The organism is uncultured Fretibacterium sp. (assembly GCF_938030725.1).
Taxonomy (GTDB): Bacteria; Synergistota; Synergistia; order Synergistales; family Aminobacteriaceae; genus Fretibacterium.
Genome location: NZ_CALHIQ010000053.1, coordinates 1 through 8,097, shown reverse-complemented (window position 1 = coordinate 8,097; position 8,097 = coordinate 1). Strand labels below are relative to the sequence as shown.

Genomic DNA, 8,097 nt, shown 5'->3' with positions numbered 1-8,097 from the left:
CCGCGGGCCCGTTTTTTCTACAGCTTGATCGTCCGCATCCTCGCGCCGAAGTGTTCGAGGTACTTCTTCAGGTCCTGCCACGACAGCCACACCGTCGCCGTGTTCTCGTTGGGGTGGACGCCCAGCCGTGGCTCGGACGTCAGACTGCGCTCCACGGCCACCTCCACGGCGTGCTCCTGGTCGTTCATCATCCCAAGGGGCGTGACGGCCCCCTTGGAGAGCCCCAGGTACTTCGCCAGCCGCTCCTCGGAGGCGAAGCTGAGCTTCCCCGCTCCCAGCTGCTCTCCGATGGACTTGAGGTCCGCGTGCCGGTCCGACGGCAGCAGCACCAAAAAGTGCTTCTTCCCCTTCTGGTCCCGCAGGAACAGGTTCTTCACCACCATGCCCTTCTCGTTCAGCCCCAGTGCCTCCATCTCCTCGATGGTGAAGACCGGCTCGTGCTCGTCCACCTCAAAGGACAGGCCCAGTTCCCTCAGCGCCGCGTAAACGTCGTCCTTCGCATCCAAAGCAAACATGCCCCTCTCCAAAATAAGATCGCCCGACGGAGCGCCCGCGCAGGGCGGCCTCCTCCCGCTATTTTACCATTGAGCCTCCGGCCGCAGGCTCCAGGGCGACGGTTGGGATATAATGAGCGAATGGAGCAGCGCACCCAGGGCCCATCGCGGCCGGAGGGCGCGGCGATCGCTGCGGGGAGGTTCAAACGTTCAAATGGAAAAGGACCCTATGGAAGATATCTTTGCGGAGCCTTCCGGGGACGGCAGGGACGAGGCGCCGGACGTGGAGGCGCTCCTTGCGGCCGCCGGAGGCGGGAACGCGGGTGCCCAGTACCGCCTCGGCAGGATGTTCTCGAACGGCCGGGGCGTGGCGCAGGACGCGGCGGAGGCCGCGCGCTGGTACCGCGCGGCGGCGGAACAGGGCGAGCCGAACGCTCAGCTCTGCCTCGGCGTCCTGTACGAGAACGGCCAGGGCGTAGGGCGGGACGTGGCGGAGGCCGCGCGATGGTATCGTGCGGCGGCGGAACAGGGCAGCGCGAGGGCCCAGTTCTACCTCGCGGACATGTACGTCTACGGCTGCGGCGTCGCGCCGGACGAGGAGCAGGCGGCGCGGTGGTATCGGGCCTCTGCGGAGGGGGGCTTCATGGCGGCCCAGTGCCGCCTCGGCTGGATGTCCGCCCACGGGCACGGGGCGCCGCAGGACGACCGCGAGGCGGTGCGGTGGTGGCGCCTGGCCTCGGCGCAGGGCGATCCGGAGGCCACCCTGTGCTTCAGCGCCATGTGCGCGTCCGGGCGCGGCATGGACCAGGACGGCGACCTGCCGCAGGACGGGGCCGAAACGGGGGAAACGCCATGGTGAGAAGGGAGAGGACCACGGAGGTCAGCGAGCTCGCTGGAGGACGGGGCCCTGCCAGGGTCCACCACGTCCTGTCGAAGGACGAGCTGATGGGGCACGGACGGCTCTACGCGCGCGTCGTCCTGCCGCCGAAGTCGAGCGTCGGCTGGCATCAGCACGTGGGGGAAACGGAGCCCTACTACATCCTGAAGGGGGAGGGCGACTTCATCGACGACGATCGAAGCGTCACGAAGGTGCACGCGGGAGACGTCTGCCTCATCCAGGTCGGGCACTGGCACAGCATCGAGAACAACTCCGACTCGGACCTGGAGTTCATGGCCCTCATCTACAACGAGGCAGGGCGGGTCGCGCCCTGACGGGGCTACGCCTCCTCCGCGCCCAGCACCTCGCCCCGCTCCACCAGTCGGGTGGCCTCCAGGCGCGCGTGGCCGTAGTAGAGCGCGGCCAGGACGCTGCTCACCATCCAGCCGGCGGGATAGCTCATCCCCATGCTCAGGGGCGTGTTGCTGACGAACCGGGACACGACGAAGAGGTAGCACTGGCGGAACACGACGAAGGAGAAGATCATCATCACCATGGGGACCTTGCTGTTGCCGGCCCCCCGCAGCGCTCCCGTGTACACCTGGCTGACGCAGCAGAGCACGTAGAAGGGCGTCAGGAAGTGCAGGAACATCGCACCGAACTCCACCACCCGCGGCTCCGGGTTGAAGATGGCCACCAGCTGAGGCGCCAGGGCCACGACCACGGCGGAGGCCGCCAGGGTCACGGCGACGGCGCAGAGGAGCGCCGTGCGCACCCCCCGGCGGGCCCGGTCCGCCAGACCGCGCCCCAGGTTCTGCCCCACGAAGGTGGTGGCGGCCAGCCCCAGCGACTGCATGGGCAGGAAGATCAACTGGTCGATCTTGTGGTAGGCCGTCCAGCCCCCCATGCAATACTTGCCGAACTGGTTGATGTAGGACTGAACGAAGACGTTGGAGAAGGAGACGATGCCGATCTGCACCGCCGCAGGCACCCCCACCCGGATGATCTTCCACAGGAGCTTCGGGTCGACCCTGAGGTCCCGCAGCGTGAGCCTCACGCTCATGTCCGTGCGCAGGAGGAGGGAGAAGGCCAGCAGGGCCGATATCCCCTGGGAGACGACGGTGGCGTAGGCCACGCCCCGCACCCCCAGGCCGAAGACGATGACGAGGACCAGGTCCAGGACGACGTTGACGAAGGCCGCCGCGACGAGGTAGTAGAAGGGGCGCCTGGAGTCCCCCACCGCACGCAGGATCCCCGCCCCCATGTTGTAGAACAGGAGCCCCGCGATGTAGGAGAAGTAGACGTCCAAATAGGCCATGGACTCCGGAAGGACGTCCTCCGGCGTCCTCATAAAGCGCAGCATGAGGGGCGTCATGGCCTTGCCCACGATCGTGAAGACGACGCTGAGGACGACGGTCATCACCACGGCGGTCTGGACGGCGTCGTGGACCCGCTGGCGGTTTCCCGCGCCGTAGTACTGTGAGATGACGACGCCCGCGCCGCTGGAGAACCCCATGAAGGTGCCGATGAGCATGTTGATGACGGGCGTCACGGTCCCCACGGCGGAGAAGGCCTCGTCGCCCACGTAGTTCCCCACCACCCACGTGTCCGCCATGTTGTAGAGCTGCTGGAAGACGTTCCCCGCCAAAAAGGGCAGCGAAAAATAGAAGATATGCCGGAACACGTCCCCCCGCGTCATGTCCGCGCCGCCCTCGCGCTGCGCCGCTCCCTGGCCTCCGCTCACCGCCCTGTTCCGTCCCTCATCACAGATCCCCCCGACAGTCGTTTTTTCATTACACACTCTAGAGCGAATCGCCGAAGCCGCAGAGCGGGCTTTTTTTGGCCGAGGCACCCGCGCCGGGCCCTACCGCCTCAGCCTCCCTGCGCCTCACTCGTCCTCCCCAAGGATCTCCTTCAGCACCTTGAGGAGCTGCTGCATGTCCTCCAACGAGCCCACCGTGATGCGGTTGTACTGCGCGAGGGCGGGGTGATCGAAGTGGCGCACCAGGACGCCCTTCTCGCGCAGCTTCAGGTAGAGCGCCCTGCCGTCCACCCGCGGATGCCGGGCCAGCAGGAAGTTCGCGACGGAGTCCGTGAGGTCGAAGCCCAGGAGGGCGAGCCCGTCCGCGGCGAAGCGGCGGCTCTCGCGGATGAGGCGGCAGTTGTTCGTCGTGTGCTCCGCGTCCGACAGGGCTCCCAGCCCCGCGGCTATGGTCACGCGGTCGATGCTGCAGAGGTTGATGGAGTCCTTCACCCTGCGGAGGTCCTCGATCAGGTCCGGATTGCCGACGCAGAAGCCCAGCCGCGCCCCCGCCAGGGACCAGGCCTTGGAGAAGGTCCGGGTCACCAGCAGGTTCCCGTACCGATGGATCAGCGGCAGGCAGCTGGTGGCGCCGAAGTCCACGTAGGCCTCGTCGATGACGACGACGTTGTCCGGGGTGCGCCGCACGATGCCCTCCAGGTCCGGGATGGACATCGTCAGGCCGGTGGGGTCGTTGGGGTTCGCGATGAAGAGGGTGCGGCCCAGGGCCATGTACTCCTCCGCGCGGATGGTGAAGTCCTCCTCCAGCGGAATCTCCTTGAAGGGGACGCCGTTCAGCTCGGCCAGCACCCTGTAGAGCCCGCAGGTGACCTCGGGGAAGGCGGCGGGGTGGTAGCGGTCGCAGAAGGCCATGAAGGCGAGGTTCAGGATCGCGCCGGAGCCGCCCGCCACCAGCACCTCCTCCGGTGCCACGTCGCACAGCTCCGCGATGCGGGCCGTCAGCCCCGTACACTCCGGGTCCGGGTAGAGGTTCAGCACATTCGAGGCCTCGGAGGCGTACTCCACGGCCTTGGGGGACGGGGGGAAAGGCGACTCGTTCGCATTGAGCTTAAGGTATTTTCGATCCCGCGGCTGTTCGCCCGGAACGTAGGGCATGAGGCTCTTATACTTCGCGCTGAAAAAACGGCTCATGGAACAGGCCCCTTTCCTGGTATCGAACAAAGCAGGCGAACGGCCCCGCCTGCCGCTCCCTGAAGGTGCAAGACGACACCATTTATTTTACCCGAAAAGGACGCGGTTTTCAGCCTCCCCCCGCGTTCCGAACCGAAAGAGGCCGAACGGGCACTGCAGGGACGTTGTTTGACAACGACAGCCTTTATCGGTACAATTTTGCCGCGGCTTTCGCTCAAGGCCGGAGTTGCGCCGGCTCCCTGCACAGGGAGGGCCGCGCCGCAGCATCTTGATTGGGAGGGGGCGCGGCTCGTTGTCGCCAAAAGGGGTTCATTTCATCGTGGAGGCTTCCGGATGTGACGACACCATCACGAACGTCGTCCGACTTCAGGACATCCTGGTGGAGGCCGCCAGGCGGGCTCACGCTCAGGTCTGGTCCGTATCGTTCAACCGCTTTCCCCCGAACGGGGTCAGCGGCGTGGTCATCAGCGAATCGCACCTCTCCGTACACACGTGGCCGGAGGCCAACTACATGGCGCTCGACATCTACACCTGCGGCGCCAAGACGGAGCCCATGGTGGCCGTGGAGTTCGTGCTGGCTCAGGTACACGCGCGGCACACGCACATCACGGAGATCACCCGCGGGCTGGACGACGACGACCGCATCTACTACCACTCCTTCATCACCTGGGAGGAGGACCTCAACGGCAAGAAGGCCGCAGAGGAGGGCTCCGCCGGTCAACCGAAGGCGTAGCCAACGGGGGGCCGGTCGCCGGTTCCCCCGTTTTTTTTCGCCGGGGTTGCGCTCGTGGAGAGCTCGTGGAGAGCTTGTAGAAAGGATGATCGCTTCTGGACAGGAACGTGCCGCTGAACGAGACGGAGCTGTTCCGGGGCATGGACACGGCGGAGGTCCGGACGGCCCTGGAGGTTTTGTGCGCGCACGAGCGCCGCTACGCCAGGGGCGAAACTCTGCTGCGCGCCGGGGACACAACGGACAGCATGGGGCTGGTGCTGGAGGGCAGCGTCACGATCAAGAGCGACGACGTCTGGGGGAACCGGACGATCCTCAGCCACGTCGGGCCGGGACAGTTCTTCGCCGAAACCTATGCGTTCCTGAAGGGGGCCGTGCTCCTGGTGGACGTCTGCGCCAACGAGGACTGCCGCGTCCTGTTCTTTCGGCTTGACGCGCTCCAAACCCCGCCGGGACAGGCCGACCTGTGGCGAATCCGGCTGTTGAGCAACCTCCTCACGATCTCCTCGCGCAAGAACCTCATTCTGTCGGGCAGGAGCTTCCACACGTCACCCAAGACCATCCGCGGCAAGGTTCTCGCCTACCTGCACTCCGTTTCCCTCCAACGGCACAGCGGGGAGTTCGACCTCCCCTTCGACCGCCAACAGCTGGCCGATTACCTGAGCGTCGAACGGACGGCACTCTCCAAGGAGCTGGGGAAGATGCGCGACGCGGGGCTGATCGCGTTCCACAGGAACCACTTCGTCATCCTGTCCGGGGACGCCCACGCCGACCCAAACAGGCCCTGAGATGAAACGACGCCGGACGCAGCCCATGCGCCCGGCGCCCAAAGGGACCGCCCCTTCGTCGTCACTGCACCGCGACCTCTGGGTTCTTCTCGCCGAAGCGCTCCATCAAAAGCGCGCCGATCTCCTCCCGGCTCCTGCCGAGCTTCTCCTGCTGCCGGATCGTCTTGTACGCCTGAAACAGCGTGGACGGCCCGATCTCCGAGCTGAAGAACCCGATCCCCTGATTCCAGGCCAGGAGCTCGAACACGTCGCCCAACGCCGCGGAATCGACTCCATGGGCGTAGGCCTTGACCAGCTCCCGGCACGCCTGACGCATCCTCCCCGCGCCGACCGCGTTCGCCAGCGACAGGAGGAGCCGCGTTTCGTAGGGAAGTGTCCGCTTCGCGTCGTTCCACGTCAGGTCCCAAAAGCTCACCGCAACCCGACCCAGCTCCTCGTCGATCAAAGGGAAATTCGTCAGCGCCGCGGGGCGCATGGGGATCGTCCCGTCCTCCTCTCGCACCTCGACGCGGTAGAACCAGGCGTGAAACTCGTTCTCCGCCGCCCGCTCCGTGTGGTGTTCAAACCCCAGCTGCTCCATCACTGCGTAGAGCGGGATGGGCTCGAAGGTCTGGACGACCTCCAGTCCCGCCCCCACCGGCAGCTCCATCGCCTGCTTCTTCAGGCCGGGGAAGAAGTTTCCGGCCACTCCCCTCACGTCCATCCTCCTGAAGCCCGATCGTTTGTCCTTCCAGTCCGCAAAACTCATCTTTAAGTCCTCCCGTCCGGCTCCGCCGGGGAGCCGACAAATTTTTCACGACGGGGACAGTGTACCATGCGTCTAACGCTTTTTGCGTTGTTGTAACCACACCTTGAGCGAGCTGCGGCGCTTGCGTTCGATCCTGGGTTCGAATTCTGGACCAACAAAAAAGGACCGCCTGACGACGGTCCCTGCTTCTTCCGTTCCGTGAGGACTCAGGCTTCCTCAGCGTCCTCCTGCTGCGCTGCGCCGGCCTTCGCGTTCGCTCCCTTGACGCTGCGCTCGTTGGCCTGGATCTCGTCGCGAATGGCGTGGGGGTCCGGCATGTCCCTGATCTGCATCTCATACTCCCCGGTGCCGGAGGAGGCGATGAAGAGGTCGCCGAGGTTCAGTATCCTCTGCATCAGCGTCTGCGTCACCTCGACGGTGCGGATGCTGCTGTAGCTGATCTCGATGGACTTGCGGTTCAGGATGCCCTGATCCAGCGCCACCTCGTCGGTCCGCACGGTGAGGGAAACGCTCGCACGCCGCACCACCATGTACAGGAAGATGGCGATGGCGACCACGGCCCACGCCGCCCACAGGACCCCCTTGACCTTCGCCTGGAAGGGCGCCAGGATCGTCAGGGCGATCACGACCGCCGCCAGCAGAACGATCAGCGAGATGCTCCTGTAGAAGCTCTTCCACGCGGGCCTGTAAATCTTCTCGTTTCCAGCCATACTCTCTGCCTCCCAAAAGGTCATCAATGATACATGATTTTCTATTATAGCAAAAACGGCTGAAACCTGCGGATAAAATCCCGCGTCCTCCATCAATTTTTTTGCGCCGTCCCAGCCCTCCCAAACGGACCGAACGTTGAAGTGCTGCCCGCCGCCTCGAACGTCACACGAAGACGCTGGATGCGACCGACATCCAAAACAACAGGGTCAGAAGGCAGAGGAGCGTCGAGGAGGCCACCAACACGGCCGCGTAGTCGCTGTCCATGCCGAAGCCGCCGGCCAGGACGTAGCAGTTGAAGGCCGGCGCGACGGCGGAGGCGACCACGGCCACCCGCATCAAGACGGGGTTCTCAACGGGAAAGAGGACGAACGCCAGCATGACTACGGCCGGGTGGATGAAGAGCTTCATCAGCATGTCCGGCCAGGCCGAGCGGATGTCGTGCAGCAATTTCTCAGGCGCCAGGGCCGCCCCGATCGCCAGAAGCGACATGCCGTTGCCGCAGTTCCCCAGCACCTCGACGACCCGCATGGACCAATCCGGAAGCAGCGGCGTCCACCCCGCCGCCCCGATGAGTATCCCCGCCGCGCCAGCCAGCAGGATGGGGTTTCGCACCGTCCGCGCCAGCGCATTCAAGAACGTCCTTCCGTCCGTCCTGCCCGACAGCGCAAACTGCGCCAACAGCAGCGGAACCAGGTTAAAGTACGGCATACCGACCGCCACAAAGAGCATCTGGGCCTCGGCCCCCGCCTGCCCCAGCCAGAGGGAGATCACCGGCAGGCCGACGGCGGCGGCCGCC

Annotated in this window: 10 protein-coding genes; 4 read left to right on the top strand and 6 right to left on the bottom strand. The window is 65.5% G+C overall.

Translation table 11 applies throughout. From position 1 onward, the window contains the following. Positions 1 to 17: 17 nt before the first annotated feature. Positions 18 to 515, bottom strand: a complete 498-nt coding sequence (locus tag Q0629_RS03285) for a prolyl-tRNA synthetase associated domain-containing protein (RefSeq protein ID WP_298778900.1) — start codon at positions 513 to 515, stop codon at positions 18 to 20. A gap of 193 nt (positions 516 to 708) precedes the next feature. Between Q0629_RS03285 and Q0629_RS03280 the strand changes: the two genes are divergently transcribed. Together Q0629_RS03280 and Q0629_RS03275 are read left to right on the top strand one after the other, a co-directional pair. After that, positions 709 to 1,353, top strand: a complete 645-nt coding sequence (locus Q0629_RS03280; RefSeq protein WP_298778898.1) for a tetratricopeptide repeat protein — start codon at positions 709 to 711, stop codon at positions 1,351 to 1,353. Next, positions 1,347 to 1,706, top strand: a complete 360-nt coding sequence (locus tag Q0629_RS03275; protein WP_298778896.1) for a cupin domain-containing protein — start codon at positions 1,347 to 1,349, stop codon at positions 1,704 to 1,706. The genes Q0629_RS03280 and Q0629_RS03275 overlap by 7 nt, the downstream gene beginning before the upstream one ends. Positions 1,707 to 1,711: 5 nt before the next feature. Here Q0629_RS03275 and Q0629_RS03270 read toward each other — a convergent pair whose 3' ends face one another. Both Q0629_RS03270 and Q0629_RS03265 read right to left on the bottom strand, forming a co-directional pair. Beyond that, on the bottom strand, positions 1,712 to 3,115 hold the full coding sequence (locus tag Q0629_RS03270; protein ID WP_298778893.1) for an MATE family efflux transporter: 1,404 nt from the start codon (positions 3,113 to 3,115) through the stop codon (positions 1,712 to 1,714). Between the two features lie 144 nt (positions 3,116 to 3,259). Beyond that, complete coding sequence (locus tag Q0629_RS03265) at positions 3,260 to 4,324, bottom strand: histidinol-phosphate transaminase (protein ID WP_298778890.1); 1,065 nt, start codon at positions 4,322 to 4,324, stop codon at positions 3,260 to 3,262. Positions 4,325 to 4,592: 268 nt separating this feature from the next. On the opposite strand from Q0629_RS03265, the gene speD reads away from it, so the two are divergent. Both speD and Q0629_RS03255 read left to right on the top strand, forming a co-directional pair. Continuing rightward, the gene (speD, locus tag Q0629_RS03260; RefSeq protein ID WP_366123006.1) at positions 4,593 to 5,057 is read left to right on the top strand and encodes an adenosylmethionine decarboxylase; all 465 of its coding nucleotides are present in this window, start codon (positions 4,593 to 4,595) and stop codon (positions 5,055 to 5,057) included. A gap of 107 nt (positions 5,058 to 5,164) precedes the next feature. Further along, the gene (locus Q0629_RS03255; protein ID WP_298778885.1) at positions 5,165 to 5,842 is read left to right on the top strand and encodes a Crp/Fnr family transcriptional regulator; all 678 of its coding nucleotides are present in this window, start codon (positions 5,165 to 5,167) and stop codon (positions 5,840 to 5,842) included. A 61-nt stretch (positions 5,843 to 5,903) separates the two neighbouring features. On the opposite strand, the gene Q0629_RS03250 is transcribed toward Q0629_RS03255, so the two are convergent. The 3 genes from Q0629_RS03250 to Q0629_RS03240 all read right to left on the bottom strand — a co-directional run. Continuing rightward, positions 5,904 to 6,590, bottom strand: coding sequence for a DUF2249 domain-containing protein (locus Q0629_RS03250; RefSeq protein ID WP_298778882.1), 687 nt, complete (start codon positions 6,588 to 6,590; stop codon positions 5,904 to 5,906). Positions 6,591 to 6,796: 206 nt separating this feature from the next. Beyond that, on the bottom strand, positions 6,797 to 7,300 hold the full coding sequence (locus tag Q0629_RS03245; protein WP_298778880.1) for a PH domain-containing protein: 504 nt from the start codon (positions 7,298 to 7,300) through the stop codon (positions 6,797 to 6,799). A 163-nt stretch (positions 7,301 to 7,463) separates the two neighbouring features. Continuing rightward, a partial coding sequence (locus tag Q0629_RS03240) for an AEC family transporter (protein ID WP_298778878.1) occupies positions 7,464 to 8,097 on the bottom strand: 634 nt, incomplete at its 5' end.